At 65.5% G+C, this 25167-nt stretch carries 25 protein-coding genes and 1 riboswitch; of the genes, 19 read left to right on the plus strand and 6 right to left on the minus strand.

Annotation, left to right across the window (positions count from 1 at the left end; genetic code table 11):
- The first annotated feature begins 209 nt into the window (after window positions 1–209).
- A complete protein-coding gene (locus FS320_RS13115) occupies window positions 210–464 on the plus strand; it encodes a hypothetical protein (RefSeq protein ID WP_152712183.1) in 255 nt (84 codons plus the stop codon).
- A 262-nt stretch (window positions 465–726) separates the two neighbouring features.
- On the opposite strand, the gene FS320_RS13120 is transcribed toward FS320_RS13115, so the two are convergent.
- Window positions 727–978, minus strand: coding sequence for a hypothetical protein (locus FS320_RS13120; RefSeq protein WP_152712186.1), 252 nt, complete (start codon window positions 976–978; stop codon window positions 727–729).
- A gap of 449 nt (window positions 979–1427) precedes the next feature.
- Window positions 1428–2426: a threonine-phosphate decarboxylase CobD gene (gene cobD / locus FS320_RS13125; RefSeq protein ID WP_152712188.1), complete on the minus strand. Its 999-nt coding sequence runs from the start codon at window positions 2424–2426 to the stop codon at window positions 1428–1430.
- Between the two features lie 11 nt (window positions 2427–2437).
- On the opposite strand from cobD, the gene cbiB reads away from it, so the two are divergent.
- Window positions 2438–3424 (plus strand): adenosylcobinamide-phosphate synthase CbiB, encoded by a 987-nt coding sequence (gene cbiB / locus FS320_RS13130; protein WP_152712190.1) that lies wholly within the window; start codon window positions 2438–2440, stop codon window positions 3422–3424.
- Here cbiB and FS320_RS13135 read toward each other — a convergent pair.
- Both FS320_RS13135 and cobO read right to left on the minus strand, forming a co-directional pair.
- Window positions 3411–4856 (minus strand): cobyric acid synthase, encoded by a 1446-nt coding sequence (locus FS320_RS13135; RefSeq protein ID WP_152712244.1) that lies wholly within the window; start codon window positions 4854–4856, stop codon window positions 3411–3413. The genes cbiB and FS320_RS13135 overlap by 14 nt on opposite strands.
- Before the next feature lie 11 nt (window positions 4857–4867).
- Window positions 4868–5473 carry a cob(I)yrinic acid a,c-diamide adenosyltransferase gene (gene cobO / locus FS320_RS13140; protein WP_152712192.1) on the minus strand — a complete coding sequence of 202 codons (606 nt, stop codon included), beginning with the start codon at window positions 5471–5473 and terminating at the stop codon, window positions 4868–4870.
- Window positions 5474–5579: 106 nt separating this feature from the next.
- Window positions 5580–5769: riboswitch (cobalamin riboswitch) on the plus strand.
- Window positions 5770–5887: 118 nt separating this feature from the next.
- On the opposite strand from cobO, the gene FS320_RS13145 reads away from it, so the two are divergent.
- The 8 genes from FS320_RS13145 to cobJ are packed head-to-tail and all read left to right on the plus strand — an operon-like array spanning window position 5888 to window position 14896.
- Window positions 5888–6529, plus strand: coding sequence for a HupE/UreJ family protein (locus FS320_RS13145; RefSeq protein WP_152712194.1), 642 nt, complete (start codon window positions 5888–5890; stop codon window positions 6527–6529).
- 18 nt (window positions 6530–6547) lie between these two features.
- Complete coding sequence (locus FS320_RS13150) at window positions 6548–6943, plus strand: DUF1636 family protein (protein WP_152712196.1); 396 nt, start codon at window positions 6548–6550, stop codon at window positions 6941–6943.
- Between the two features lie 25 nt (window positions 6944–6968).
- Window positions 6969–8006 (plus strand): cobalamin biosynthesis protein CobW, encoded by a 1038-nt coding sequence (gene cobW / locus FS320_RS13155; protein WP_152712198.1) that lies wholly within the window; start codon window positions 6969–6971, stop codon window positions 8004–8006.
- A gap of 1 nt (window position 8007) precedes the next feature.
- Window positions 8008–11463 carry a cobaltochelatase subunit CobN gene (gene cobN, locus FS320_RS13160; protein WP_152712200.1) on the plus strand — a complete coding sequence of 1152 codons (3456 nt, stop codon included), beginning with the start codon at window positions 8008–8010 and terminating at the stop codon, window positions 11461–11463.
- On the plus strand, window positions 11460–12758 hold the full coding sequence (gene cobG / locus FS320_RS13165) for a precorrin-3B synthase (RefSeq protein ID WP_152712202.1): 1299 nt from the start codon (window positions 11460–11462) through the stop codon (window positions 12756–12758). Before cobN ends, cobG begins: the two co-directional genes overlap by 4 nt.
- A complete protein-coding gene (locus FS320_RS13170) occupies window positions 12755–13387 on the plus strand; it encodes a precorrin-8X methylmutase (protein ID WP_152712204.1) in 633 nt (210 codons plus the stop codon). Before cobG ends, FS320_RS13170 begins: the two co-directional genes overlap by 4 nt.
- Before the next feature lie 4 nt (window positions 13388–13391).
- On the plus strand, window positions 13392–14135 hold the full coding sequence (locus tag FS320_RS13175) for a precorrin-2 C(20)-methyltransferase (protein ID WP_152712206.1): 744 nt from the start codon (window positions 13392–13394) through the stop codon (window positions 14133–14135).
- On the plus strand, window positions 14132–14896 hold the full coding sequence (cobJ, locus tag FS320_RS13180; protein WP_152712208.1) for a precorrin-3B C(17)-methyltransferase: 765 nt from the start codon (window positions 14132–14134) through the stop codon (window positions 14894–14896). Before FS320_RS13175 ends, cobJ begins: the two co-directional genes overlap by 4 nt.
- On the opposite strand, the gene FS320_RS13185 is transcribed toward cobJ, so the two are convergent.
- Complete coding sequence (locus FS320_RS13185) at window positions 14878–15630, minus strand: cobalt-precorrin-6A reductase (protein WP_152712210.1); 753 nt, start codon at window positions 15628–15630, stop codon at window positions 14878–14880. The genes cobJ and FS320_RS13185 overlap by 19 nt on opposite strands.
- A 37-nt stretch (window positions 15631–15667) precedes the next feature.
- On the opposite strand from FS320_RS13185, the gene cbiE reads away from it, so the two are divergent.
- From cbiE to cobM, 3 genes are read left to right on the plus strand one after another with little or no spacing between them, the layout of a single operon-like run.
- Entirely contained in the window at window positions 15668–16882 is a 1215-nt protein-coding gene (cbiE, locus tag FS320_RS13190; protein WP_192926279.1) for a precorrin-6y C5,15-methyltransferase (decarboxylating) subunit CbiE, read from the plus strand.
- On the plus strand, window positions 16879–17265 hold the full coding sequence (locus tag FS320_RS13195) for a cobalamin biosynthesis protein (RefSeq protein WP_162002962.1): 387 nt from the start codon (window positions 16879–16881) through the stop codon (window positions 17263–17265). The genes cbiE and FS320_RS13195 overlap by 4 nt, the downstream gene beginning before the upstream one ends.
- Window positions 17262–18035: a precorrin-4 C(11)-methyltransferase gene (gene cobM / locus FS320_RS13200; protein ID WP_152712214.1), complete on the plus strand. Its 774-nt coding sequence runs from the start codon at window positions 17262–17264 to the stop codon at window positions 18033–18035. Before FS320_RS13195 ends, cobM begins: the two co-directional genes overlap by 4 nt.
- A gap of 11 nt (window positions 18036–18046) precedes the next feature.
- Here cobM and FS320_RS13205 read toward each other — a convergent pair whose 3' ends face one another.
- Entirely contained in the window at window positions 18047–19150 is a 1104-nt protein-coding gene (locus tag FS320_RS13205; protein ID WP_152712216.1) for a cobalt-precorrin-5B (C(1))-methyltransferase, read from the minus strand.
- Between the two features lie 71 nt (window positions 19151–19221).
- On the opposite strand from FS320_RS13205, the gene cobA reads away from it, so the two are divergent.
- The 6 genes from cobA (at window position 19222) to FS320_RS13230 (ending at window position 25157) form a co-directional block, all read left to right on the plus strand.
- Complete coding sequence (cobA, locus tag FS320_RS13210; protein WP_152712218.1) at window positions 19222–20016, plus strand: uroporphyrinogen-III C-methyltransferase; 795 nt, start codon at window positions 19222–19224, stop codon at window positions 20014–20016.
- The gene (locus FS320_RS13215) at window positions 20013–21341 is read left to right on the plus strand and encodes a cobyrinic acid a,c-diamide synthase CobB (protein ID WP_162002963.1); all 1329 of its coding nucleotides are present in this window, start codon (window positions 20013–20015) and stop codon (window positions 21339–21341) included. Before cobA ends, FS320_RS13215 begins: the two co-directional genes overlap by 4 nt.
- A gap of 86 nt (window positions 21342–21427) precedes the next feature.
- Complete coding sequence (locus FS320_RS45140) at window positions 21428–21589, plus strand: hypothetical protein (RefSeq protein ID WP_153885301.1); 162 nt, start codon at window positions 21428–21430, stop codon at window positions 21587–21589.
- Window positions 21590–21917: 328 nt separating this feature from the next.
- Entirely contained in the window at window positions 21918–22121 is a 204-nt protein-coding gene (locus FS320_RS13220) for a hypothetical protein (protein WP_152712220.1), read from the plus strand.
- A gap of 187 nt (window positions 22122–22308) precedes the next feature.
- A complete protein-coding gene (locus FS320_RS13225) occupies window positions 22309–24360 on the plus strand; it encodes an AMP-dependent synthetase/ligase (protein ID WP_152712222.1) in 2052 nt (683 codons plus the stop codon).
- Window positions 24357–25157, plus strand: coding sequence for an ABC transporter ATP-binding protein (locus FS320_RS13230; protein WP_152712224.1), 801 nt, complete (start codon window positions 24357–24359; stop codon window positions 25155–25157). The genes FS320_RS13225 and FS320_RS13230 overlap by 4 nt, the downstream gene beginning before the upstream one ends.
- Window positions 25158–25167 lie beyond the last annotated feature (10 nt).

Raw genomic sequence — 25167 nt, forward strand, 5'->3', positions numbered from 1 at the left:
ATGCGTTTGCCCGGCAAATGCGGCTCCATCCGATCCCACTGGTGATCTTTCAACATCAGACGAACTCCGCTCACCCAAGCCTCCGCGCCCAAAAGGAGCTTGAATCAGATTTGCGAGTCCGTCGAAAGCCTGAATGTCAACGCGCTCTAGCAGATCGGATGCCAAAGTCCGAAGCTGCCAATCCGCCGTCCCCCTTTTCAGGAGTTCCGATGCTTTTGCCCTGGATGAAACTTGCGACAGACACCACGATGCTGGCCTTCGAGGCTCAGATGGTGATCTGGACCCGCGTGTCCCAAGCCGCCATGGGTCAGGGGTCAACGGCAGAAAACCTGCTGATGGTGACGGAAAAGGTCACCGCCTTTGCAGAGGCGGCGGCGACGCTTGCAACGGGTGGATCGGCTCATAAGGTCGTAAGGGGATACCGCAGGAAGGTCCGTGCCAATGTGAAGCGCCTGAAGCGCTAGATGGCCTTTCCTCCCGCTGGAGCATCGGACCCACAAATAGCCACAAATAGCCCACAAATAGCCACAAATAGACTTCTTTTTTGGGATTGATCCGATGCTCCTTCCTAGATGAGCGCATCGCTCAGCGCGGGAACCCTGATCCACTTCTCGTTGACGCGGACCTCCGGTTCCGCACGATGCGCCAACACATTACCGTCGCATCTGCTCGCCAGCCGAGAAGATCAGATTAAGGCTCGAAATCGATCCGTGAGCGGCTTTCCCTTCAGTCACCACGTGTCACGAGCCGGTTCCGAATTTCGGAGACGATCCCCAGCAATAAAGCGCCGGCGCTCGTCGCCGCAAAGAGTTCGCCGAAGATGTGAACAACGGCGTTGTTCTCAGAGAGATCGCCGGCGCTCACATGATGGATGTGATGGGCAGTTGCGAGCGCAATGCCGAGACAAGCCCCGAGATACGCCAGCCCGGGTGTGTTCCAGGGCCTGACCGTCTTCTTCTCAATGCGACCGGACGACATTCACACTTATCTCCTGCCGATGTCTCATCAGTCTCATTCAGACTCGAACTCCGCCGGATCTGTTCCAAAGCTCTGGGACTTTGCGGATGGCATGGGCACATGGCCACTCTATCCATATGATCGGACGAAAGATCCCCAAAGCCAAGCTTTAAAGTGAAATCAATACTCTTCAGAATTCTTAACGCGGGACAGGATAATCATCTTTGAACTTGGCAATACGCAGCTTACCGTCAAGCTTGACCATTTACGGTACGTATTTTCCACTATTTCTTTTTTGGGGCACTGGGCTATAGACTGAACCCATTGATGCGGGGCAATTCAAAACAACAGTCACCAAATATATATTCAAAAAACTACCGTGCTTGGGGGGCTTCGCACGGATACAAGCCGCGGTTCTGGTTGAAAGATCAGACGCGGCTTTTTCTTTTTCTCGGATTCAACTGAGCTCATCAGGAAAAGCTCGCAAAAGCGCGCTCAAGACGTAGCCAATTCTCCTCCGGACCCGGAAGCCCGAACCGCAGGAGGCGCGGATCGTATTGGAAGCGGCGGATCCAGATGCCGTGACGCCCCAGATGAGAGAACAACTCCGGCGCGCGGCTACTGTCCATGAGACGGTAGAGGATCGTACCTCTCGGCGACCGATCCGAATGAGGTGCAAGCAGCGCATCCAAGCGACTGGCATCGTCGGCTCGCGCCCGCAGCGCAGCCCGTCTCCACGCGCGATCACGCAGCGCCCGGCGCCCGACCTCCATGGCGGGGCCGGATACGGACCACGGGCCGAGCGCTTTTCTCAGCTTCTCGGCAAAGCCGTCAGCTGTGATCGCAAATCCGAGCCGCACACCCGCGAGGCCGTATGTCTTGCCGAAGGAACGCAGGACGATGACGTTCTCCGGCAGAACGGGAGCAAGTGTCTCGCACTCAGCGAAGTCGGCGAAGGCTTCATCGACCACGAGCCAGCCCCCGCGCTGTCGCAGGTGACCCGCTATATCGAGCAACGCCCCCCGTCGGAGCATGCGGCCATCGGGATTGTTGGGGTTCACCACAACGACGATATCCGCATCGCCTGCCCCGTCGGTCGAGCCGATTTCCGCAACCTCGTGCCCTGCCCCATGCCAGGCATGCGCATGTTCCGCATAGGTGGGCCCGAGGATTGCGACGCGCGACCGGGTCCACAGGTCGGGCAGCAAGCTGATGAGAACCTGGGTTCCCGGCGCGGCCACCACCGTTGCGGCATCCGATGCCCCATAGGCTTCGGCGGCAGCCGCCTCCAGATCCTTATGACCGGCAGGCGACGGCAGTCGCTCGAACAGGGAGGCTGGCAAGAAGGGCATGGGATAGGGTATGGGGTTGATCCCCGTCGACAGGTCGATCCACGGCTCGGGTGCTTCCGGAAAGAGCCGCCGGGCTTCGTCCAGATCGCCCCCATGCCAGATCCGCGCCTCACTCATCCGATTCACCCATGCCCCTCTCCGATAGCCTGCTGATCCTGAGCCTCGCCCTCGCGGCCGAAGCGGCATTCGGCTATCCCCACCGCCTTTACACGTGGATTGGGCATCCCGTCACCTGGATCGGATGGCTGATCAAAGGCCTCGACCGAGTCTCGAACCGTGAGAACTGGTCCTTCAGCTGGCGGCGCGCTGCCGGCATTCTGGCTCTGCTGATCCTCGTGACCGTCACGGGCCTGGCGGCGTGGATGCTGGAACGATTTCTATTGCCGCTCGGCACCGTCGGTGTGGGACTGCTCGCCCTTCTCTCCAGCACTCTCATTGCCCAGCGCAGCCTGCATGAGCATGTCGCAGCCGTGTCGAAAGGGTTGCGCGAGGGTGGACTCGGCGGTGGGCGTTCGGCCGTCTCGATGATCGTCGGGCGCAACCCGCAAAGCCTGGACGGGGCCGGTGTCTCCCGCGCCGCCATCGAAAGTCTGGCCGAGAACTTCTCCGACGGGATCGTGGCGCCCGCCTTCTGGCTCGCGCTCGGCGGCCTCGCCGGAGCGGCTCTTTACAAGGCCACGAACACTGCCGACAGCATGATAGGCCATCGCACCCCCCGGCACGAGGCCTTCGGCTGGGCTGCCGCACGGTTCGACGACCTCGTGAACCTGCCCGCCTCGCGCCTGTCGGCCCTCCTCATTGTTTCAGCCGCCGCCCTGAACCGGGACACCTCGCCTCGCGGTGCCTGGCAAGCCGTCCGGCGCGACGCCTCGCATCACCGCTCGCCCAATGCCGGCTGGCCTGAGGCTGCAATGGCCGGAGCGCTGGGGCTGCGATTGGCCGGACCGCGCATCTATGGCGATGTGCAGGTCGAGGACAGCTGGATGGGCAACGGGCGTGCCGAGGCGACGGCGGACGACATCGAGCGCGCCCTCGCCCTCTACCGCACGGCATGCGCGCTGCTTTTTGCACTCGCGGCGGCATTGACGCTGTTGATCTGGATTATCGCGCGCTGATGGCGAGGATTCGCTCGCAGTCGAGATGCATTTCCAGGTGATCGGCAAAGCGGTCGAGGATATCGTCGACGAGGGCTTCATAGGCGAGATCGCTCGTTTCGGCTCCAAGCAGGTTGAGCCACCGCGCCCGTTGGCGGTCATCCGCGAAGAGACCGTGGACATAGGTGCCGACGACGCGCCCGTCTGCTGAAATGGCGCCGTCGTGTTGCCCGTTCGCCAATCGCGAGAAAGCGCGCGAAGAAGCATCCGGCCCTGACGTCTCGCCGATATGCATCTCGTATCCGGAGAGCGGCGCACCATCTGTGAGCGTGGTCCCGGTCACGGCCTCAAGCCGCTTCTTCGCGGTGAGGGTCGTTGCGACATCGAGCAGACCCAAGCCCTCGATGGAGCGGCCCGCCTCGCCTTCGATCCCAGAGGGATCGTCGATGCGCTGCCCGAGCATCTGGTAGCCGCCGCAGAGACCGAGGACACGCCCTCCCCGGCGCACATGGGCTTTGAGATCGATGTCCCAGCCCTGTGCCCGAATGAACGTGAGATCCTCGATGGTGGTCTTGGAACCCGGCAGCAGGACGAGGGCAGCAGCAGCAGGGAGCGGCCGACCAGGCTCGACCAGTACCACCTCGACACCCGGTTCCTCGCGCAAAGGATCGAGATCGTCGAAGTTGGAGATCCAGGGCGTCACTGGGACGGCAATGACAACCGAGCCCTTGCGCCCTTCGCGCCGTAGCCCGAGACCGTCCTCGGCCGGAAGGCGCGCGGCATCGGCGAAATGCGGCACGAGGCCGAGAGCCGGCCAGCCGGTGCGCTCGGCCACAAAGCGCATGCCGCTGTCGAACAGGGCGGGATCACCCCGGAAGCGATTGACGATGAAGCCGCGGATCATCGCGGCATCCGCCGCGTCGAGCACCGCTTTCGTGCCGACGAGGCTCGCGATCACGCCGCCTCGGTCGATATCGCCCACGAGCACCACGGGCACATCGGCCGCGCGGGCAAAGCCCATATTGGCAATGTCGCCGGCGCGGAGGTTGACCTCGGATGCCGAGCCTGCGCCTTCAACGAGGACGAGATCGGCCTCTTCCGAGAGCCGGCCAAAGCTGTCGAGCACCGCCTCCATAAGGCGCGGCTTCCAGGATTGGTACTCCCGCGCCTTGGCGCTGCCGACCACGCGGCCCTGCACCACTACCTGAGAGCCGATCTCACTCTGGGGTTTGAGCAACACGGGGTTCATGTGGACGCTGGGCGCGACACCGGCCGCCCGGGCCTGCAACGCCTGGGCGCGGCCGATCTCGCCGCCGTCGGCGGTGACGGCGGCGTTGTTCGACATGTTCTGCGGCTTGAAGGGCCGGACCTTCAAGCCCTTGCGCGCGAAAACCCGGCACAGGCCGGCCACCAGGAGCGACTTGCCCACATTGGAGCCGGTGCCCTGCACCATGAGCGCGCGCATCAGAACTCGACGCCTTCCTGCGCCTTCACGCCCGCCGCGAAATGGTGCTTCACCAGATTCATCTCGGTGACGAGATCGGCCGCCTCGATGAGTTCCGGCTTGGCGTTGCGGCCGGTGACGACCACGTGAAGATCGGGCCTGCGCTGCCGCAGTGTTTCGACAACCTGCGCCAGGTCCAGGTAATCGTAGCGAAGGGCGATGTTGAGCTCGTCGAGCACCAGCAGGCGGATGTCCTCGCGGGCCATCAGGCCCTTTGCCTTGTCCCACGCGCGTTCCGCGGCCGCCACGTCGCGGGAGCGGTCCTGCGTCTCCCAGGTGAAACCCTCGCCCATGGTGTGCCACTCGACCTGATCGGAGAACCGGTCGAGGGCCAGGCGCTCGCCGGTTTCCCAGGCGCCCTTGATGAACTGCACCACGCCCACGTGAAATCCGCGCCCGAGCGCCCGCAGCATGAGACCGAAGGCGGCCGTCGACTTGCCCTTGCCAGGCCCCGTATGGACGATGAGGAGCCCCTTCTCGACCATCTTCGAGGCGACCTCCCGGTCCTGGACTTCCTTGCGCTTGATCATCTTGGCGCGATGGCGCGCCTCTTCGTCCTGGGTCATCCCAACCTGCTTTCAGCATGAGAGGGCCGCACCATGAACAGCCCCGGGCCCGATTTCAAGGCCGGGCCGTTTTCAATACTCAGGCTTGAAAGATGCTCCTTGCCCCGGTAAGCATGTAATGGACGGTGCCCCGGAAACGGGGTGAAAAGGGAATGCGGTGAGACACCGCGGCTGCCCCCGCAACTGTAAGCGGCGAGCCTTCGCTCCAAATGCCACTGGGTCATGACGCCCGGGAAGGTGGCGGCGAAAAGCATCGACCCGCGAGCCAGGAGACCTGCCGTCAGCCTTTGCTTCTATCGGGTCTGTCGGACGGGGTGTGCCGACGGTGACCGTAGTCGAATGACGTTTCGTCGTTCGGTTCCGTCCGTGGAAGCGCAACAGACTCAGAACCAGAGTCTCCCGACGGAGAGAACGATGACCGCACCGATCCTGCCCAAGACCCGCCTCCTTGCCCTGACGCTCGCCGGCCTCGTCGCCGCGACCCCCGCCCTGGCGCACCATGTCATGGACGGCCAGATGCCCTCCACCTTCGTTCAGGGACTGCTTTCGGGCCTCGGCCACCCGGTCATCGGCTTCGATCACCTCGCCGCGCTCATCGGCGTCGGCCTCGTCGCCTCCCGCTTCGCACGCGGCCTCGCCCTGCCGGCCTTCTGGGTCGTCGCCATGGCGGCCGGCGTCGGCCTGCACCTGGCGAGCGCCGACCTGCCCCATGCGGAACTGCTCGTAGCGCTGAGCGTCGTCATCATCGGCATTGCAGCGACCTTGCGCACAACCCTTCCCTATGCGGCGATCGCCGCTCTCTTCGCCATCGGCGGAGCGGTGCACGGCTATGCCCTGGGTGAATCCATCGTCGGCGCGGAATCCACCCCGCTCGTGGCCTATCTCATTGGCCTCATCGTGATTCAGACCGCGCTCACGATCGGCATCGCCTTCGCGGCTCGCCGCTTTGCGAACGCTTCGCTCCAGGTGCCTTCGCTGCAGCTGCGCCTTGCCGGTCTCGCGGTCACGGTGATGGGGGCGGCAACCCTGGCCCTGGCCTTTTCGGCATCCGCCTGATCGCATCGGCCAGAAGCCATGACCTCATTCCATGAGGAGATCTGCCTGCACGTCTGCGTCACCTGCCGTCAGGCGGGTGGCCCGGACGACAAGGCGCTCCGGCCCGGTGCCATCCTTCACCGGGCTCTCACGGAGGCGCTTGAGCACTCTGACGCGCCAAAGGTGCGCGTGGAGGCGGTCGAGTGCCTTTCCGTCTGCAAGCGCCCCTGTACGATTGCGGTCTCCGGCCCCGGACGCTGGACCTACATCTATGGTGACCTGAGCGCCGAGACCTCGGTCGAGACGATCCTCGACGGACTGCGCCGCTATGCCGCGACTGCCGACGGACTCGTGCCCTGGCGCGAGCGGCCCGAGGCCTTCCGCAAGGGCGTTGTCGCCCGCATTCCTCCTATCAAGACAAACGACGCGGCCTGAACGAAGCCGCCGAAAGGCTCACCTCATGAGCGATCTCAAGAAGATCCCCTGCACCATCGTCACCGGCTTCCTGGGTGCCGGCAAAACCACCCTGGTGCGCCACCTGCTCGAAAATGCGGGCGGACGGCGCCTCGCCGTTCTCGTCAACGAATTCGGCGATCTCGGCTTCGACGGCTCCTTCATCGAAGGTTGCGGCATCGAAGGCTGCACGCAGGAAGACATCGTCGAACTTTCCAACGGCTGCCTGTGCTGCACGGTGGCCGACGATTTCGTGCCGGCCCTGAACACGCTGCTCAACCGGCCGAACCCGCCCGAGCACATCCTGATCGAAACCTCGGGTCTTGCTCTGCCCAAGCCACTGGTGCGCGCCTTCAACTGGCCGGATATTCGCTCCCGTGTGACGGTGGACGGCGTGATCGCCGTCGTCGACGGACCCGCCGTCGCTTCCGGCGCCTTCGCGGAGGACCCGGATGCGCTCGAAGCCCAGCGCGCGACCGATGCCTCCGTCGATCACGAGAATCCGCTGGAGGAAGTGTTCGAGGACCAGCTTCTCTGCGCCGACCTCATCATCCTCAACAAGACCGACCAGATGGCGGCCGGCGACAGGGGCAACGTCCTCGCCGCGATCAACGAGCATCTCCCCCGCGCCGTGAAGGTCATTGAGACCACTCACGGCAAGGTGGACCCGACCGTTCTGCTCGGCCTCGGCGCTGCAGCGGAAGCCGACCTCGAATCCCGTCCTTCGCACCATGAGACCGCCGAGGATCACGACCACGACGATTTCGACAGCATCGCGTTTCCGGTTGCGCCTGTCGCTACGCCAGAGGTGCTCGTCGCCCGTGTCGAGCGCGCGGCGGAAGCGGCCGGCGTGCTGCGGATCAAGGGCTTCGCGCCCGTCGATGGCAAGCCCATGCGCCTCGTGGTCCAGGGCGTCGGCCAGCGCATCGGGCACCACTTCGACCGGCCGTGGAAGGCCGGCGAAGCCCGCGACGGCCGCATGGTCGTGATTGGTCTGAAAGGGTTCGACGTGAACGCCGTCGAGGCCGCTTTGCGCAACGGATGACATGCACCTCCTTCCGGTCACAGCGATTTCCCTCGACGAGGGCGGGGAGGCCACAGACCTCCAGCAACCGCCGGGAGATATCGTCGTCCTCTCCTTCGCGGACAGTGACCTTGGAGCGCTGGCGGCCGCCCATCGGCTTGCGGCAGGCGGACCTTCCCTCCGCCTCGCTTCGCTTCGTCGCCTGCGCCATCCTCTCTCCGTCGATCTCTATATCGACAAGACCGTCGTAAAGGCGCGCTTCGTCCTCGTGCGCTGCCTCGGCGGTCTGGATTACTGGCGCTATGGCATCGAGCACCTCGCCCAGGCTTGCCGCTCCCATGGGGTGAAGCTCGCGGTGCTGCCGGGCGACGACCGGCCCGATCCACGCCTGTCGGCCTATGCCACCGTACCGCAGGCGCTCTGCGACGAACTGGAATCCTATTTCCAGGCTGGCGGCATCGACAATATGAGCCGCCTTCTCGTGCGCATCGGCGTTGAGATCGGTGAAGTCGAAGCAGTCGTCGAATTGCCGCGCGCAGCTCCGCGCGCTTTTGCATGGGTGCATCAAACTCTACTCTTCAAACAAACCCCTCATCCTGAGGAGCAGCCGTCAGGCTACATCTCGAAGGAGGATCCAGAGAGCACTGGATCCTCCTTCGAGATGCCTGCCGCGCAGGCTCCTCAGGATGAGGTCTATTCGGGCGAAACTGGCAGGATCGTGGAGCCCGAAGCCCTGCTCAGCCACCTCTCCACTGAACGGCCCCTCGCCTGTCTTCTCGTCTATCGCTCCACCGTCCTCTCCGGCGATACGCAAGCTTTCAAGGCTCTCGCAGCGGCTCTTGCTGAGCGAAGCATCGACTCGCTCGTACTCGCAATCTCAAGCCTAAAGGATCCTGAGGCGGTGGCCGTCGTTGGGCGCGCGATCCGGGCGCGCCGACCCGACATCATCGTCACGACCACGGCCTTCTCATCACGCGACGATCGAAGCTTCGTGCTCGACGAAGCCGATTGCCCGATCCTGCAAGCGATTCCCGTCGGCAGCGCCAAGGAAGCCTGGGAGACCTCTCCGCGCGGGCTATCCGCCGCCGATCTCGCCATGCAGATCGCCCTGCCCGAGTTCGACGGCCGCATCGCCGCTGGTCCTGTCTCGTTCAAGGCCGAAGAGACTGCCGATCCGGCGCTCGCCTTCTCGCGCCGGGTGCAGGCGCCGGACGAAGCCGGCATCGATGCCGTTGCAGACATGGCCGCCGCATGGGTGCGTCTGGCTCGCACCCCACATCACGAGCGACGGCTCGCGCTGGTTCTCTCCGATTACCCGGCCCGGGGCGGACGTGCCGGTTTCGCGGTTGGCCTCGACACTCCGGCCAGCGCCTGCGAGATCATCGACGTTCTCAAAGAAGCAGGCTATGCGGCCGAACGGGATTTTACAGCCGCCGAACTGATGCCGCGTCTGACCGAAGGCCAGACGTCGTTCGAGGTCCCGCTATCCAGCTATCGCGCGTGGCTCGACGCGCTGCCGGCACAACAGCGCGATGTCATCGATGGGCGCTGGGGACATCCCGAAAACGATCCGACGTTCGAAGCGGAGGCCTTCCGCTTTCGTGCGATTCGTGCCGGAAACGTCCTCGTTGCGCTTCAGCCCGACCGAGCGCACGGGCTCGACCGCAAGGGCTTCTACCACGATCCCGAATGCCCGCCGAGCCACGGCTATCTCGCCTTCTACCTCGGCCTGCGTGCTTTGGAGAACATCCACGCACTCGTGCATCTCGGCACACACGGCACCACCGAATGGCTGCCCGGCAAGGCGGTGGCATTGTCCTCCACCTGCTGGCCGCGCCTCGTCATCGGTGCCGTGCCGGTGATCTATCCATTCATCGTCGACGATCCGGGCGAGGCCGCTCCCGCCAAGCGCCGCATCGGCGCGGTGACCATCGGCCATCTCACGCCGCAGACCGGCGAAGCAGGCCTGCACGGCGAGGCTGCGGCGTTGCGCGACCTGGTCGAGGAATTCTCGTCCGCCCAGGTGCTCCATCCCGGCCGGGCCGAACTTGTTGCGAACGAGATCCTGGAGCGCGCCAGGGCCAGCGGGCTCGCATCGGCTTGCGGCGTCGATGGGCGCATGCCCATGGACGAGGCGCTGACGCGCCTCGACGCTCATCTCTGCGATCTCGGCGAGGTGACGATCCGCGATGGGCTGCACGTCTTCGGCAGCGCTCCTGCCGGGCTTGAGGCCTGCGCCACCGGCGAGCGCGAGGGATTGCTGAAGGCGTTCGATGGCCTCTTCGTGGTGCCTGGCCCTTCCGGCTCGCCGTCGCGCGGTCAGACCAACGTGCTGCCCACGGGACGCAACCTCGCGACCCTCGATCCGCGCGCAATCCCGACCCGTGCGGCAACCGAACTCGGCTGGCGCGCAGCAGCCGAAGTGGTGCGTCGTCACCTGCAGGAGGAAGGCGACTGGCCGCGCCGGATCGTGATGGACCTGTGGGCCTCCCCGACGCTCCGTTCCGGCGGCGAGGATATCGCCCATGCGCTGGCCCTCATGGGCGTGCGCCCGACTTGGGATCATGCCTCCACCCGCGTGACCGGCTTCGAGATCGTACCGCAGCCGCTCCTCGACCGACCGCGTGCCGATGTCACCCTGCGCGTCTCCGGCGCGTTCCGTGACACGTTTCCGGATCAGATCGCGCTCCTCGACCAGGCTGCCCGCGCGGTCGCCGCGCTCAATGAGGACGGTGAGTGGAACGAACTCGCCGCTGCGCGCCGGCGCGGCGAAGCGTTGTCGCGCGTGTTCGGCTCTGCGCCGGGCACCTATGGTGCGGGCGTGTCGGCTCGGGCGCTTGACGGCGAATGGACGACGAGAAGCGATCTCGGCCGCACCTATCTCGATGCCACGTCCCATGCCCTCAGTGCCGGCGGCCAAGCGCAGGCCGACCAAAGTTTCCCGCAGCGTATCGGGCGGGCCCAGGCCTTCGTGCATGTGAGCGACGTGGCCGAGCGCGATATTCTCGATGGCGACTCCGCCGCCGATGCCATCGGAGGCTTCACGGCTGCCGCCCAGGCGCTCGGCGCGTCCCCGGCCGTCTACAGCCTCGACACGAGCCGTCCGCAGCACCCGAAAGCCCGCACGTTGACGGAGGACGTGGATCGCCTCGTACGCGGCCGCCTGACGAACCCGCGCTGGATTGCTGGCCAGATGCGCCACGGCTGGCGCGGCGCGGCCGAGATCGCGCAAGGAATCGATGCGCTCTTCGCTTTTGCGGCAACCACGGATGCAGTTTCGTCAGCAACCCTCGATCTCGTCTTCACGGCCTTGATCGCCGACGAGCAGATCTGGCACCGACTTGAGGCTGCCAATCCGGCCGCTGCGGAGGCGATCCGCGCCCGCCTGTCCGATGCACGTCGACGCGGTCTGTGGGAGAGCCGCCTCAATTCCGTTGCAGCCTTCTTCTACGATGAGCAAAAGGAAGCGGCTGAATGAGCGCGCAGCCTGTCAGCGAGAGGCGTCGCGGATGGTGCCCGGGCGTGCGCCGCCCCATGGCAACCGGCGACGGCCTGCTCGTGCGCCTGAGTCCGTTCGGCGGCAGGCTCACCGCCGACCAGGCGCGCCTCATCGCCGAGGCTGCACGCGAACACGGCAACGGCCATCTCGACATCACCGCCCGCGGCAATCTGCAGATCCGCGGCGTCAACGACGGGACCTATCCCGAACTGCTCGCCCTCCTCGCCCGTGAGGACTTGGCCGAACCCGAAGGCGAGGGCCCGAACCGGCCCACGGTTCTCTCGCCGCTGGCCGGCCTCGACCCGCACGATCGCATCGACGCCTTCGCCCTGGCTCAGGCGATCGAGAGTACGGCCGCTGCACAGGAAGGATTGCCTGCGAAATTCTTCGTCGCTGTCGATGGCGGCGGCTCCCTGCCCCTCGATGCCGTTGGGGCCGATCTTCAACTGACGGCGGGCGAGGACGGCACCGTTGCTTTCAGCATCTCCTCGTCTGGGAACCTGCATGGGATCGGTGCGGCATCCCTCCCCCATGCGCCAGCTGCAACCCGCACGTTCCTCTCGGGCTTCTCGGACATGAGACGCACGGGACGAACCGAGGCGCGGCGTCTTCGTGATCTTCAGCCGCACCTCGTTCAAGAATTGATCGCATCGGCGGCTCTCGAACCGGCAGTCGCCATGCTGCAGCGCCCAGAGCCCCCACGCGCGGGAGTCATCCCGATCGAAGGCGGGCATGCCGTTCTTCTCGCGCTACCTTTCGGCCGGTGTGGGACCGAGCAATTGTTGCAGGTAGCTCAGTGGAGCGAACGCTTCGGCACGGCCGAGATCCGCCTGTCCTTCACGCGCGGCATCCTGTTGCCGGGCATTGCGGACGAACACGTATCAACGCTCATTGCAGAAGCCTCCGGTGCCGGCTTTATCACCGACGCGAACGACCCTCGCCTACCGCTGCTTGCCTGCCCGGGCAAGCCGGACTGCGCCAACGCTCTGACGCCTGCCCCCGCAGACGCCTTGCGGCTCGCGAGCGCCCGCAGCGATCTTCTCGCCCAGGGCACCAATCTTCACGTCTCTGGCTGCCCGAAAGGCTGCGCCCATCCAGGCAGGGCCGATCTAACGCTGGTGGGCCGCGCCGATGGCCGCTATGACGTCGTTCCCTATGGCTCCACCCGCGATGTTTCCACTCTTCACCTTTCCATCGACGAGATTATGACCCGTTTGTTGCTGTCAAAGACTTCTGCCGACCTGCGTCGTGCCTTTCCGGAGCGCACCCGATGAGCGGATCGCGCGATTACATTCGCGAAGGTGCGGAGATCTATCGCCGCTCGTTCGCGATCATCCGCGCGGAGGCCGATCTCTCGCGCTTTTCCGGCACGGCGGAACGCGTCGTCGTGCGCATGATCCATGCCTGCGGCATGACGGACCTGCCGCGCGATGTCGATCTCTCGCCCGAATTCGCGGAAGTGGCGGAAGCAGCCTTGAAGTGCGGCGCGCCGATCCTGTGCGACGCCAAGATGGTGGCGAACGGCATCACCCGCGCGCGGCTGCCGGCGAGCAACGAAGTGATTTGCACCCTCGACGACCCACGCGTTCCGGCACTCGCCACTGAACTCGGCAACACCCGCTCGGCCACCGCCATGGAGCTCTGGCGCGAGCGGCTGGAGGGGGCCCTCGTCGTATTCGGCAATGCACCCACGGCTCTCTTCCACCTTCTCGAAATGCTCGATGCCGGGGCGCCCAGGCCTGCCGCCGTCATCGGCATTCCGGTCGGCTTCATCGGCGCGGCGGAATCCAAGGAGGCGCTGGCACGGGACGGACGCGTGCCGTACCTGGTCGTCCACGGCCGGCGAGGCGGCAGCGCCATTGCGGCCGCAGCCGTCAATGCCCTCGCGAACCCGGTCGAGTGAGCCGATGACCACGCAAGATCCCATCCGTCTCTTCGGCCTGGGCCTCGGCCCCGGCAACCCCGACTACATGACCGTGCGCGCCCGCAAGGTGTTGGAGAGTGCCGACCGGCTCGTCCATTTCTGCAAGCGTGGACGGCGCGGGAATGCGCGCACCATCGCGGATGCCATTGTCGGCCAGAACCCCGAGCGGGAGATCGCTCTTGCCTATCCGGTGACGACCGAGATCCCGGCCGACCATCCGGATTATGCGGCAGCCCTCAACCCGTTCTATGAGGAGGCGGCAGTGAGGCTTCTCGCCGAGGTCGAGACGGGGCGCACCCTTGCGGTTCTCTGCGAAGGCGATCCCTTCTTCTACGGCTCCTTCATGCATCTCTGGTGGCGCCTGAAGGACCGCGTCCCGATCGAAGTGGTACCCGCTGTCACAGCCATGTCAGGCGCCTGGACCCGTGCCGGGGCGCCGATCACCTGGGGCGACGACGTGCTCACCGTCGTGCCCGGTACGCTGCCCGAGGCCGAGCTGACACGCCGTCTCTCCGGCACCGATGCCGCCGTGGTGATGAAGCTCGGAAGCCATCTGCCGAAGGTCCGCGCAGTGCTAAAGTCTACCGGCCTTTTCGAGCGCGCCATCTATGTGGAGCGTGCGACCATGGCGGAGGAGAAGATCGTTCCGCTGCCCGACCTTCCGGAGGATTTCGACGCACCGTATTTCTCGCTCATCATCGTGCCGGGACAAGGGAGGCGCGTATGACGGGCCTCCTTACGGTCGTTGGACTCGGCCCGGGCAATCCGCGCTTCCTGACGCCATCCGCATCCGAGGCGCTCGCCTCAGCCACCGACATCGTCGGCTACGGTCCTTATGTGGACCGGGTACCGGAAAGGCCCGGCCTGCGGCGGCATGCCTCCGACAACCGCGTCGAGCTCGACCGCGCACGCTTTTCGCTCGATCTCGCGGCGAAGGGAGCTCGCGTGGCTGTCGTCTCCGGCGGCGATCCCGGCGTCTTTGCCATGGCGGCGGCCGTGTTCGAGGCCGTCGACAATGGCGATCCGGCCTGGCGCAGTCTCGATATTCGCGTCGAGCCCGGCATCACGGCGATGCTTGCGGCCGCGGCCCGCGTCGGCGCACCGCTCGGCGGCGATTTCTGCGCCATGTCGCTGTCGGACAACCTGAAGCAGTGGGAGGTTGTCGAGGCACGCCTGAGAGCCGCTGTCGCGGCCGATTTCGTTGTGGCGCTCTACAATCCGATTTCCTCCGCCCGGCCCTGGCAGCTCGGCGCAGCGTTCAAGATCGTCGCCGAGACGCGTGGTCCCGGCACGCCCGTCATTCTGGCCCGCGCAGTGGGACGGCCCGACGAGGGGATCAGGATTCTGCCACTCGCCGAGGTGGAAACCGCCATGGCCGACATGTCGACAATCGTGATCATCGGCGCCACCACCACACGGCTGATCGAGCGGCCCGACGGCGAAGAGTCTTACGTCTATACACCGCGCTTTTACGGAATGCGCCCATGAAGACGCTCGAGCCAAACGAGCGCCGCCTCGGCGCTGGCGACTTCTTCGACACCGAGCGGCTTCTTGGGCCGGGCCACGACGATGACCGGCAGGCCCAGAGCCCGCGCGGCCCCGATCTTCGGATAGGTTGCAGCACCGCCGGAATTCTTCGTCACCACCACGTCGATGCGCTCGCGCTCCATGAGCGCGCGCTCGGCAGCCTCGTCGAACGGCGCACGATCCTGAATGGCAATGACCTTCGGAATCGGCAGCGCATCGCCGATGGGCTCGATGGTGCGCACGAGATATGTATGCTGCGGCGCAGTCGCGAAGGATGCGAGTTCGAGGCGGCCCACGGTGAGGAACACGCGGCGGGGGCTATCTCCCAAGGCATGAACAGCCCTTTTCATCGAAGTCACCTCGATCCAGCGATCCCCCTCGTGCGGAGTCCAGGCCGGGCGGCGCAGGGCGAGCAGCGGCACCTCAGCCTGCGCGCACGCCCCTGCCGCGTTGCGGGACATCACGGCAGCGAAGGGATGGGTCGCGTCGATCACGGACTCGATCCGCTCGTCACGCAAGAAACGGGCGAGCCCCGCCACACCACCGAAGCCGCCGATGCGGGTCGGGATCGGCATGGGACGCGGATCGCTGGTGCGACCGGCCATGGACAGGAGCGGACTGAAGTCAGGCTTGCCGGCAAGCCGCGCCGCGAGTGCGGAGGCCTCGGTCGTGCCGCCCAGAATGAGGATGCGCATGAGCTCCTTTTCCCTGAATTCTGAGCAGGAGTCGAGCATGGCGAAGAACCGTCCCTGGCTCACCATCATCGGCATCGGTGAGGATGGGCGCGCAGGGCTCTCCCCTGCGGCTCGGGCTGGTCTCGATCAGGCTGAACTCGTGATCGGCGGAGCGCGCCATCTCGATCTCGCCGCCCCTCTTGCCGCGCAAACGCTCACTTGGCCGAGCCCCTTTGTGGACGGCTATGCGATCGTCCTCGCCCGCCGTGGCCAGCCGACCTGCGTTCTCGCGACCGGCGACCCGTTCCACTACGGCATCGGCGCGGAGCTTGCGCGCCTCTTCCCGGTGGAGGAAATCGCCTGCTTTCCGCAAGCATCCGCCTTCAGCCTTGCGGCCGCTCGCCTCGGCTGGTCGCTGCCCGATTGCGATTGCGTGAGCCTGCACGGCCGCGCGCTGGAGCGCATCATTCCCCATCTGCAACCGGGCGCCCGCATCCTAGCTCTGTCATGGGACGGCTCGACGCCGGGCAAACTCGCCGACCTCCTGAAGGCACGGGGCTTCGGAGCCTCGATGATCACCGTTTGCGAAGCCATGGGCGGCCCGCGCGAGCGCATCCGCCGCGCGGTTGCTGCTGAGTTCGCCATCGCCGAGATCGATCCGCTCAACACGGTCGCTATCGAGGCCGTGGCTGCGAGCGCGGCAAGAGTCGTCACTCTTGCACCGGGTCTGCCCGATGCCTTTTTCGAGAACGATGGTCAGCTCACGAAGGCCGAGATCCGTGCGCTCACCCTTGCCGCGCTCGCACCCAAGGCCGGTGAGTTGCTATGGGACATCGGCGCGGGTGCAGGCTCCATCGGCATCGAATGGTGCCTGCGCCATCCACGCAACCGCTGCATCGGGATCGAGGAACGTTGTGGGCGGGCCGAGCGGGCGCGCCGCAATGCGCTCGAACTCGGCGCTACGTCGCTCGATATTCGCACCGGACGTGCGCCGGAAGCATTGGCTGATCTTTCGGCGCCGGATGCCATCTTCATCGGCGGCGGCGCATCGGAAGCCGGCGTGTTCGACGCCGCCTGGGCCGCGCTGAAATCCGGCGGGCGTCTCGCCATCAATGGCGTCACGCTTGAGACCGAGATGCTGCTCGGCGCACTTTACGCGCAGCACGGCGGCACGATGCGGCGCTTGGCGGTCTCGCGCCTGGAGCCGGTCGGCGGCATGCATGGCTGGCGGGCGGCGATGCCCGTTACGCAATGGGTGGTGGCGAAGCCATGATCGTGGCAGGTCTAGGCTTCAGGCGCAGTGCCGCCGCAGAGGAAATCGTGACGCTCGTGGAGCTGGCACTGAACCGTGCCGAACTTGCGCGCGGTGCCTTGGCGAAACTCGGCACCATCGAGGCCCTTGCCGACCTTCCTGCTTTCACTGAGGCTGCCCGTCGACTTGCGGTTCCCACGATGGCGGTTGGGGAGCAGGACCTGTCTGCCGCCGGGCCACGCGTGCGCACGCAATCGGCGCGCTCCCTCGCCGCTCGCGGCGTCGGATCGGTGGCGGAAGCCGCCGCCCTCGCCGCAGCAGGCCCCGGAGCTACGCTCGTTCTCGAGCGCATCGCGTCAACCTCCGTCACATGCGCCCTCGCCCGCCCGGAGACCGAGCCATGACCGTTCATTTCATCGGAGCCGGCCCCGGCGCCGCCGATCTCATCACCGTGCGTGGGCGCACCCTCATCGAGCGCTGTCCCGTTTGCCTTTATGCCGGCTCCATCGTGCCCCCGGAGATCCTGTCCTGGTGCCCACCCGGTGCGCGTCTTGTCGACACGGCGCCGCTCGATCTCGATGCCATCACGGCCGAATACCTGCGGGCGCATGAGAATGCTGAGGACGTGGCGCGGCTCCATTCCGGCGATCTTTCGATCTGGAGCGCCATGGGCGAGCAGTTGCGGCGGCTCGATGCGCTCGGCATCCCCTACACGATCACGCCCGGCGTCCCTGCCTTCGCGGCGGCGGCGGCGGCATTGGGGCGTGAGCTCACCGTGCCGGAAGTCGGCCAATCTGTGGTGCTCACCCGCACCTCGGGGCGGGCGTCGGCCATGCCGGAGACAGAGCGGCTTGCCACCTTCGCTCAGACCGGGTCTACGCTCGCCATCCATCTCTCGATCCATGTGATCGAGCAGGTGGTCGAAGACTTGCTGCCGTTCTACGGCGCCGATTGTCCCGCAGCGGTGGTCTGGCGCGCGTCCTGGCCGGACGAGCGGGTGATCAAAGGCACGCTCTCCACGATTGCCGCCATGGTCCGAGCCGATAAGCTGGAACGCACCGCGTTGATCCTGGTCGGACGGACGCTGGCAGCCAAGGACTTCCGCGACAGCGCACTCTATTCGACCGATTACGACCGCCGCTTCCGTCCCGGCGTCCGCGAGGACAACCGATGAATTACGTTGCGTCAGGCAACCGGATGGAACGGCATGCGGCCAACGAGTTGTCCGTCGCGGTCGAACACCGCGATCTCAAGAGCGATTTCGGTACCGCGCAAGGCCTTGGCGGCCGTGCGCCAGGCATGCTGCGCCACCATGTCGCCGAGCGGAAGGCCGAGGTTTTTCGCGGTCTCCAGCACTTCGAGCGCCGTGTTGGCGCTGCGCGCCTGCTCCACGACGCTCGGCTCCGCACCGGCTTCGGCAAGACGCTCGGACAGCCAGGCGAGATCGACCGTGCCGGAGCGCGAATGCAGGTCGAGCAGCCCTTGACCGAGCTTCGTCATCTTGGCGACGCCACCCGCGATGGTGACCCTCGGGACCGGGTTCCGGCGCAGGTATTTCAGCATGCCGCCGGCGAAATCGCCCATATCGATGAGGGCATGGTCCGGGAGGTCGTGCAGGATCTGCACGGCCCTCTCGGAGGTGGAACCCGTCGCTCCCGCCACATGCTCGAGGCCGCCCGCGCGGGCCACGTCAATGCCCCGGTAGATGCTGTGGATCCAGGCCGAGCAGGAATAGGGTACCACCACTCCCGTCGTGCCGAGGATCGAAAGTCCGCCCATGATGCCGAGACGCGGATTGAGGGTCTTCTGCGCAAGTGCCTCGCCACCCGGGATGGAGATATGGACCTCGATATCCATGGGCCCGCGGATGCTGCGTGCCGCCTCTTCCAGGTTGTCGCGGATCATGTGGCGTGGGGCCGGATTGATGGCAGGCTCGCCCGGCGGCAGGGGCAGTCCGGCGCGCGTGACCGTGCCGACGCCCTCGCCTGCATGGAACGTGATGCCCGAGCCCGGCGCGCCGGCACGGACGGTCGCAACCACCAAGGCGCCATGGGTCACGTCCGGATCATCGCCCGCGTCCTTGACCACACCCACCCGGGCGCCACCATCGCAAGGCTCGCTCATTGCAAGGGTGAAGGCGGGCCGCGCTCCGCCTGGAAGCGCGATCTCGACGGGATCGGGAAAATCACCGACCTGCCAACCAAGATATGCCGCCTTGGCCGCCGCCGTGGCGCAGGCGCCCGTGGTCCAGCCCCGGCGCAACGATCCGGCGGGTTTACTCTCGTCCATACGCCCTCTTACATCGTCCCCATGAATTCCAACAGTCATCCCGTCACTGGCGTTCGGATGCGGAGGGCCTCATGATCTCCCTGTCTCGCCTCTCGCCTCCTTTCGCGCCCGGCACGGTCTGGCTCGTCGGCGCCGGCCCGGGCGACCCCGGCCTGCTCACCATCCATGCGCTGAATGCCCTCGCGACGGCCGACGTCATCGTCTACGACGCCCTCGTCGACCCGGCCGTGCTGTCGTTTGCCCACGAGGGGGCCACGCTCGAATTTGCCGGGAAGCGCGGTGGCAAGCCCTCCGCTGTTCAGCGGGATATCTGCGAGCGGCTGATCCAGCTCGCCCGCGAAGGCAGGCGGGTGCTGCGGCTCAAAGGTGGCGATCCCTTCATCTTCGGCCGTGGCGGCGAGGAAGCACTGGCTCTCTCTGACGCCGGCGTTCCGTTCCGCATCATCCCCGGCGTGTCGAGCGGCCTTGCCTCGCTCGCCATCCATGGCGTCCCGGCGACCATGCGCAAGACGAACCATGCGGTCATCCTTGCCACGGGCCATGCCGCGCCCGACGCGGAGATCGAGTGGAGCGGGCTTGCCCGCACCGGTGCCCCCATCGTGCTCTACATGGCGGTTTCCAGCCTCCCCTCGATCGTGAAAGGGCTCCTCGAGGGCGGGCTTGCGGGCGACACGCCCGCGCTGGCCGTGCATGGGGCGACGACGGCCAAGGAAAGCGTGGTGGAAGGAACACTCGAAACCCTGCCAAAGCTTGCGGAGGAAGGGCTCATCCGCTCGCCGGCTATCGTGGCGATTGGGGCGATTGCGGCTTTCCGCTCAGCCATCGCCAACCATCTGCTCGAATTCGGCAGCGAGGCGGCCCAGTGAGCGTCGGTCCCGGCCTTCTCATCGCCGCACCGTGCTCGGGCGCGGGCAAGACGACAATCGTGCTCGGGGTCCAGCGGGCGCTGGCCCGCCGGGGCCTGCGCGTGCGCGGCATGAAATGCGGGCCGGATTACATCGATTCCGCCTTCCACGCCGCTGCGACCGGCGCGCCGAGCTTCAACCTCGACAGCTTTGCCATGAGCCCGCAGCTGCTGGATGCGCTCGCATCCGAGGCGGCCGGCGATGCGGAGCTTGTCATCGCGGAAGGCTCGATGGGCCTCTTCGACGGGATCCGCCAGGAGACCGGCCGCACCGGCGCGAGCGCGGACATCGCAGCCCTGTTCGGCTGGCCTGTGATCCTCGTCCTCGACGTGTCGGGCCATGCGCAATCGGCCGCCGCCGTCGCACTCGGCTGCGCCCGCTTCGACCCACGGATCGAGGTGGCCGGCGTGGTGCTGAACAAGGTCGCGAGCGAACGCCACCGCAGGCTGGTCGAGGACGGCATGGCGCGCATCGGCTTGCCGGTTCTCGGAGCTCTGATGCGCAGCAGCGATCTGATCCTGCCCGAGCGGCATCTCGGACTTGTCCAGGCAGGAGAAACCGACGAACTCGACGGACGCCTGGAACGTCTTGCCGATGCAGCGGAAGCTGCGCTCGACATCGACCGGCTCATTGCCCTGGCCCGTCCGACCCGGCTGCAATCCGCCGGTGGCGCAAGGCCTCTGCCTCTGCCGCCGCCGGGGCAGCGCATCGCGCTGGCCTCGGACCAGGCCTTCTCCTTCGTCTATCCGCATGTACTGTTGGGCTGGCGCGCGGCCGGTGCGGAGATCGTGACCTTCTCGCCCTTGGCGAACGAGCCTCCGCCGCCCGATTGCGACGTCTGCTGGCTGCCCGGGGGATATCCCGAGCTTCACGCCGGCCGCATCGCCGGAGCGGCGCGCTTTCTCGACGGACTGCGCCGATTTGCCGAGAGCAGGACAGTTCATGGCGAGTGCGGCGGCTACATGGTACTGGGCCGCTCCCTCGAGGACGGAGACGGCCATGCGCATGCCATGGCGGGCCTGCTCCCGGTCGAGACGAGCTATGCCAAGCGCAAGATGCATCTCGGCTACCGGGTGGCGCATCTGCTCGGCGACGGGGCGATGGGCCAAGCCGGCCGGCGCCTCGTCGGCCATGAGTTCCACTATGCCTCGGTCACGCAGAGCGACACGTCGCATGAGACCGCCTTCGCCACGATTACGGATGCGGAAGGCAACGATCTGGGCATCGCCGGGCATCGCAGGGGGCTCGTGACGGGGAGCTTCTTCCACGCCATCGCCCATGGATGATCGGTCGGATACGCGTTTGGGCCCAAGCTGGTCAGTGAACATCCCGTCAGGCGGGGAGTTGAACAGCACCAGACGAGGAGACCATCATGCGCCTTCGAATGATCTTGCCCCTGGCTGTCCTGCTGGTTCTCGCCGCCTGCGGCGATGACGGGCCGGACGAGACCGGCGGCACGGACAACGCCAATCAGCCCGGCAACAACGCAGCTCCTGCCAATCCTCGCAGCAACCCGCCGCCTCCGGCCCAATAACCCTCACCATCCATATGCGGATTGCGGCCGGGGAACGCCGGCCTTGGGGCCAAGCTTTTATGGCGATTATCGCATGTTAATGCGCCCACAGCCTGTTCGCGGTTTCCTCGACTCGCTTGCGGATCGAGAGACGGCATCATGCCGCGGAATTGGGAAGAAATGGAACAACGCCATCGTTTCGCCTCAGCCATCCGTCTTGATCCGGTTCGAATCCTGAAAGGGGTCGGGGAGAGCATGCAAGCTTGACGGATCGGCAGGCGACATTCTTCGTGGTGCCGCCCATCGGCCAAGCTCCTGTTCATCGCATCCCAGGGTGTTGGAGGCGCTGATGAAAGAGGCATTCCATATCGGGCAACTCGTCCGGATCACCAAGCCCTCCTCGGGCCATGCGGACCGCCGCACCTATTGCATCGTCTGCCTTGTATCGGACGAGGATGACTCTCTGCTCTATCGCGTCAAGAACACGGTCGGCATCGAACGCCTCGTCAAATCCGACGAAATCGAGCCGGCTGCCCTCACGGCCGTACCATGACGATCCGGCCTGCCGGAACCGGGGCCGCGTAGGCTCTCCTGCCTAGGGGACGTCCGCCGGTGTATTAGCCCATGGTAGCGGTGAAAGGCACCTTGCCGTCCCCTGATGGGCACGACAGAATACCTTCCAACACAGCCCGAAACGGGCAAGCCGGCACAGATCGGCGGACGCATAGAGAAGCATCTCCATGCGCCAGAGGAAGCGAAGCCATACCACGCGTTTTCAAGGCGCGCGGCTGCCAGGGAGGTTGACGTCGTTGACGACGGCTGCGGACGCGCGCGCGGATACATTCCCGAAACTGCTGACGCGCAATGCGCGCCTACGCCCGAACCGCACCGCGTTTCGGCACAAGGATCTCGGGATCTGGCAATCCTGGACCTGGGGCGAGGTCCATGACATCGTCCGCGCCTATGCCTGCGGCCTGCAATCCCTCGGCCTGGAGCGCGGCGGCAAGATCGCCATCATCGGCTACAACCGACCCTATCTCTACTGGACCATCTGCGCCGCCCAGTGGCTCGGTGCGATCCCGATCCCGGTCTATGCCGATTCCGTCGCGGAGGAGATGGCCTATGTGCTCGCCCACGCCGAAGTGACCCATGCGGCGGTGCAGGACCAAGAGCAGGTCGACAAGATCCTCTCCGTCTCGGAGCAACTGCCGCAACTGGGGCATGTGCTCTATGACGAGCAGAAGGGCCTGAGGGACTACGATCACGGCCGGCTCCATTCCATAGCGTCCGTCGTCGAGGAAGGCCGCGCGCGGCTGGCGGATGCGCAAGAGGCCACTGCCACCGAGCGAGCCCTGCAGGAGGGCAAAGGCTCCGATCTCGCCATTATTCTCTACACCTCCGGCACGACAGGACGGCCGAAGGGCGTGATGCTCACCTCCGATGCGGTGATCGCGGCCGCCGAGATCGGCTGCGACTTCGACAAGCTCGACGAGACGGACGAGATCATCGCCTATCTGCCCATCGCCTGGGTCGGCGATCACATCTTCTCCTATGCGCAGGCGATCCTGTCGGGTCTGTGCGTCAATTGCCCCGAGAGCCCGGAAACCATTGCGGAAGACCGTCGCGAGGTCGGCGCGACCTATGTCTTCGCGCCGCCGCGCGTCTTCGAGAGCATGCTCACGCTGACCATGGTGCGCATTGAGGACGCGGGTGCTCTCAAGCGGCGCATGTTTCACTTCTTCATCAACCACGCCAATAAGGTGGGCGAGAAGATCCTGAACAGGGAGCCGGGCGTGGGAGCCTGGGATCGCCTGCTCTGGAACATCGGCAACGTGCTTGTCTATGCGCCCCTGCGCAATCGCTTCGGCATGACCCGGGTGAAGGTCGGCTACACGGCAGGCGAAGCCATCGGGCCGGAGATCTTCCGCTTCTACCGCTCCATCGGCGTGAACCTAAAACAGCTCTACGGGCAGACGGAGGCTTCCGTCTACATCACCATGCAGCCGAACGGCGAGATCCGCGCCGATACGGTGGGCCGCCCCGCACCGCAGGTGGAGATCCGCATCGCCGACAATGGCGAGGTTCTCTATCGCTCTCCCGGCGTGTTCGTGGGATACTACAAGGACGATGCGAAAACGGTGGAGACGAAGACACCGGACGGTTTCGTGCATTCGGGCGATGCCGGCTTCTTCGACCAGAACGGCCATTTGAAGATCATCGACCGGGCGAAGGACGTCGGCAAGATGCGCGACGGCGCGCTCTTCCCGCCGAAATACGTCGAGAACAAGCTGAAGTTCTATCCCAACATCAAGGAAGCGGTTTGCTTCGGCGACGGGCACGACCATGTCGCGGCCTTCATCAACATCGACCTCGTGGCGGTGAGCAACTGGGCCGAGAGGAACGGCGTGACCTATGCCTCCTATCAGGAGCTCGCCGGCCACCCGCTGGTCTATGACATGATCGAAAAGCACGTGGACGAGGTGAACCGTTCGCTGTCATCCGAACCGCGCATGGGCGGCGCGCAGATCAAGCGCTTCCTGATCCTGCACAAGGAGCTCGATGCCGATGACGGCGAGCTCACCCGCACGCAGAAGGTGCGACGCGGCTTCATCGCCGAGCGTTACGCTCCGCTCATCACCGCGCTCTACGACGGCTCGTCGGAGGCCGACATCTCGACCGAGGTCACTTTCGAGGATGGACGCAAGGGCGTGATTTCGGCACGGGTCAAGATCAGGGATATGAAGCTCTACCCGCCGACAGAACCCGGATCGGTACTGGAGGCGGCAGAATGAGAGCGCCCGATCATCCTGTCATGAGCAAGGGCGACGTGCTGCTCGCGGTCGAGAACGTATCTCTCGGCTTCGGCGGCGTGAAGGCACTCACCGACGTATCCTTCGACATCCGTAAGAGCGAGATCCGCGCCATCATCGGACCGAACGGCGCGGGCAAGACCTCGATGCTCAACTGCATCAACGGCTTTTATTACCCGACCGAGGGACGCATCACCTTCAAGGGCGTCAAGCGCCCGAAGATGCGCCCCTATGTGGCGGCGCGTGGCGGCATCGCCCGCACCTTCCAGAATGTCGCACTCTTCAAGAGCATGTCGACCTTGGACAACATCATGGCCGGCCGTTCGATCAAGATGCGTTCGAACTTCTTCTGGCAGCTCTTCCGTCATGGTCCGGCCATGAAGGAGGAGGTCGAGCACCGCCGCTTCGTCGAGGAGATCATCGACTTCCTCGAAATCCAGCACATCCGCAAGGTCCCGGTCGGGCGCCTGCCTTACGGCCTGCAGAAGCGGGTCGAACTCGGGCGCGCGCTTGCCATGGAGCCGGAGCTTCTCCTGCTCGACGAGCCTATGGCCGGCATGAATCTCGAAGAGAAGGAGGACATGTCACGCTTCATCCTGGAGGTGAATCAGCAATACGGCACCACTATCGCCCTCATCGAGCACGACATGGGGGTGGTGATGGATCTCTCCGATCGCGTCGTGGTGCTGGAATACGGGCGCAAGATCGCCGACGGCACGCCGACCGAGGTCAAGAACGACCAGCGCGTCATCGACGCCTATCTCGGCGTGGCGCATTGAAGGGCTGAAC

Source organism: Microvirga tunisiensis, assembly GCF_009296175.1.
In the GTDB taxonomy this organism is placed as follows: Bacteria; Pseudomonadota; Alphaproteobacteria; order Rhizobiales; family Beijerinckiaceae; genus Microvirga; species Microvirga tunisiensis.

Coding starts and splice junctions, on each gene's coding strand:
- FS320_RS13115 (WP_152712183.1), top strand. CDS start 210: ATGCTTTTGCCCTGGATGAAACTTGCGACAGACACCACGATGCTGGCC.
- FS320_RS13120 (WP_152712186.1), bottom strand. CDS start 978: ATGTCGTCCGGTCGCATTGAGAAGAAGACGGTCAGGCCCTGGAACACA.
- cobD (WP_152712188.1), bottom strand. CDS start 2,426: ATGAGTGAGGCGCGGATCTGGCATGGGGGCGATCTGGACGAAGCCCGG.
- cbiB (WP_152712190.1), top strand. CDS start 2,438: ATGCCCCTCTCCGATAGCCTGCTGATCCTGAGCCTCGCCCTCGCGGCC.
- FS320_RS13135 (WP_152712244.1), bottom strand. CDS start 4,856: ATGGTGCAGGGCACCGGCTCCAATGTGGGCAAGTCGCTCCTGGTGGCC.
- cobO (WP_152712192.1), bottom strand. CDS start 5,473: ATGACCCAGGACGAAGAGGCGCGCCATCGCGCCAAGATGATCAAGCGC.
- FS320_RS13145 (WP_152712194.1), top strand. CDS start 5,888: ATGACCGCACCGATCCTGCCCAAGACCCGCCTCCTTGCCCTGACGCTC.
- FS320_RS13150 (WP_152712196.1), top strand. CDS start 6,548: ATGACCTCATTCCATGAGGAGATCTGCCTGCACGTCTGCGTCACCTGC.
- cobW (WP_152712198.1), top strand. CDS start 6,969: ATGAGCGATCTCAAGAAGATCCCCTGCACCATCGTCACCGGCTTCCTG.
- cobN (WP_152712200.1), top strand. CDS start 8,008: ATGCACCTCCTTCCGGTCACAGCGATTTCCCTCGACGAGGGCGGGGAG.
- cobG (WP_152712202.1), top strand. CDS start 11,460: ATGAGCGCGCAGCCTGTCAGCGAGAGGCGTCGCGGATGGTGCCCGGGC.
- FS320_RS13170 (WP_152712204.1), top strand. CDS start 12,755: ATGAGCGGATCGCGCGATTACATTCGCGAAGGTGCGGAGATCTATCGC.
- FS320_RS13175 (WP_152712206.1), top strand. CDS start 13,392: ATGACCACGCAAGATCCCATCCGTCTCTTCGGCCTGGGCCTCGGCCCC.
- cobJ (WP_152712208.1), top strand. CDS start 14,132: ATGACGGGCCTCCTTACGGTCGTTGGACTCGGCCCGGGCAATCCGCGC.
- FS320_RS13185 (WP_152712210.1), bottom strand. CDS start 15,630: ATGCGCATCCTCATTCTGGGCGGCACGACCGAGGCCTCCGCACTCGCG.
- cbiE (WP_192926279.1), top strand. CDS start 15,668: ATGGCGAAGAACCGTCCCTGGCTCACCATCATCGGCATCGGTGAGGAT.
- FS320_RS13195 (WP_162002962.1), top strand. CDS start 16,879: ATGATCGTGGCAGGTCTAGGCTTCAGGCGCAGTGCCGCCGCAGAGGAA.
- cobM (WP_152712214.1), top strand. CDS start 17,262: ATGACCGTTCATTTCATCGGAGCCGGCCCCGGCGCCGCCGATCTCATC.
- FS320_RS13205 (WP_152712216.1), bottom strand. CDS start 19,150: ATGGACGAGAGTAAACCCGCCGGATCGTTGCGCCGGGGCTGGACCACG.
- cobA (WP_152712218.1), top strand. CDS start 19,222: ATGATCTCCCTGTCTCGCCTCTCGCCTCCTTTCGCGCCCGGCACGGTC.
- FS320_RS45140 (WP_153885301.1), top strand. CDS start 21,428: ATGCGCCTTCGAATGATCTTGCCCCTGGCTGTCCTGCTGGTTCTCGCC.
- FS320_RS13220 (WP_152712220.1), top strand. CDS start 21,918: ATGAAAGAGGCATTCCATATCGGGCAACTCGTCCGGATCACCAAGCCC.
- FS320_RS13225 (WP_152712222.1), top strand. CDS start 22,309: ATGCGCCAGAGGAAGCGAAGCCATACCACGCGTTTTCAAGGCGCGCGG.
- FS320_RS13230 (WP_152712224.1), top strand. CDS start 24,357: ATGAGAGCGCCCGATCATCCTGTCATGAGCAAGGGCGACGTGCTGCTC.